General features: G+C 61.2%; 2 protein-coding genes. One reads left to right on the top strand and one right to left on the bottom strand.

Going from position 1 to position 1,684, the window contains the following annotated elements; all coding sequences use genetic code 11:
• Positions 1 to 24: 24 nt before the first annotated feature.
• On the bottom strand, positions 25 to 936 hold the full coding sequence (locus tag OC610_RS26985) for an AraC family transcriptional regulator (protein ID WP_264432361.1): 912 nt from the start codon (positions 934 to 936) through the stop codon (positions 25 to 27).
• A gap of 262 nt (positions 937 to 1,198) precedes the next feature.
• Here OC610_RS26985 and OC610_RS26980 point away from each other — a divergent pair.
• Positions 1,199 to 1,684 (top strand): ABC transporter substrate-binding protein (locus OC610_RS26980; protein WP_264432359.1); only part of this gene is annotated, 486 nt, incomplete at its 3' end.

Here is a 1,684-nt window from a genome sequence, read left to right as displayed (position 1 = left end):
CCTCGCCACGGATTTTGTTGAGGCTCAGTCCGTCGTGCCCGCCGCCATGACGCTGCGGCGATAGTCGCTGGGCGTCTGGTTCGTTTCGATGCGAAAGTGCCGATTGAAGTTGGACAGGTTGTTGTACCCGACTTCAAAGCAGATGTCGGTCACCGCCATGTCACTGTGTGACAACAACCGGCAGGCGCGCTGGACGCGGAGCTTGCGCATCAGGTCGATGAACCCGTGACCGGTGATGCGTTTGAAGAATCGTGAGAAGCCCGGTTCGCTCATGCCCAGTTGCCGGGCGATCACCGACACTCGAAGGTCGCCGGTGAGCTCGGCTTGCAGGTATTCGAAGGCTTTCTGGATGCGCGCCGAGCTGCGGGCGTCCAGGGCAGGCGCATAGCACGGGCTTGCCAGGCATTGGACCTCGCGCTCGCTGGCACGGCCAAGGGTATCGAGCAGTTCGAAAAACAATGCCAGGCGTGCCAGCCCCTGGGCGGGTCCGATCGCTTCCAGCAGGTACGCCGCCTGACGCGCGGTGTCGCCGCTGAAGGCCAGCCCTCGCCGGGCGCGCTCGAATAACCTGTGCAGATCACCCAGTTCCGGCAGCGTCTGACGCATCGACATCAGCGTGGCACCGTCGAACTGCAATACCACGTCGCGCCCAGCCAGGCACTCGCCCGGCGCCAGGTCCCCCATCCAGTCGTGGGGCAAATCCGGACCGATCATCGCCACATGGCCGGGGCCGAAGGGCCCGATGTAGTCACCTGCCAGGAGCCTGCCGCTGCCGTGGCGAATCAGGTGAATCTCGAATTCCGGGTGATGGTTCCAGCGCGCCATCGCGTAGGGATAGTCATGCTCGTACCAGCGAAAGCTGTGTTCGGGCTCGGGCAGGATGACTTCCAGTTCGGCCGGTCGCTGGTCGTACAGGAGCGTTCGGTGATCAGGCATGTCGCGCCTCTTTATCGTTATAGCCGGCACCTTACGTCGATCGTACGGCGGTACGCCAGCCTTGAACCGACCGGCCACTGATACTTTTTTAACAATGCCCGCCAGGGTTAAAAAAGTACCTGCAGTCGATCCTTTTCGCATTTGTCGGCCTTCGACGGCGCTGATGTAATCGGCTTGCCATTGACGGCTGGCAGGTCGGTCCTGCCTCCATGGCTTTACAACAATAATAATCCTGCGCCCAGGCGCAGCTCTGGAGAAACCCATGAAAATGCTGCGCAAGGCGCTCGTCATGTCTGCGGGGCTGTCCTTCGCCCTGGCCGGCCACGCCGCCGAAACCATCACCATTGCCACCGTCAACAATGCCGACATGATTCGCATGCAAAGGCTTTCGAAAGCATTCGAGGCCGAGCATCCGGACATCAAGCTGAATTGGGTGGTGCTCGAAGAAAATGTCCTGCGCCAACGCCTGACCACCGATATCGCCACCCAGGGCGGGCAATTCGACGTATTGACCATCGGCACCTACGAAACCCCGCTATGGGGCGCCAAGCAATGGCTCGAACCGATGACCAACCTGCCCGCCGCCTATGACCTGGAAGACATATTTCCTTCGGTGCGCCAGGGCCTTTCAGTCAACGACACCCTTTACGCGCTGCCCTTTTACGGCGAAAGCACCGTCACCTACTACCGCACCGATCTCTTCAAGCAGGCCGGGCTCAGCATGCCCGAGCACCCCACGTGGGGCCAG

The organism is Pseudomonas agronomica, assembly GCF_025917275.1.
In the GTDB taxonomy this organism is placed as follows: Bacteria; Pseudomonadota; Gammaproteobacteria; order Pseudomonadales; family Pseudomonadaceae; genus Aquipseudomonas; species Aquipseudomonas agronomica.
This window is presented reverse-complemented; position numbering and strand designations above follow the sequence as displayed.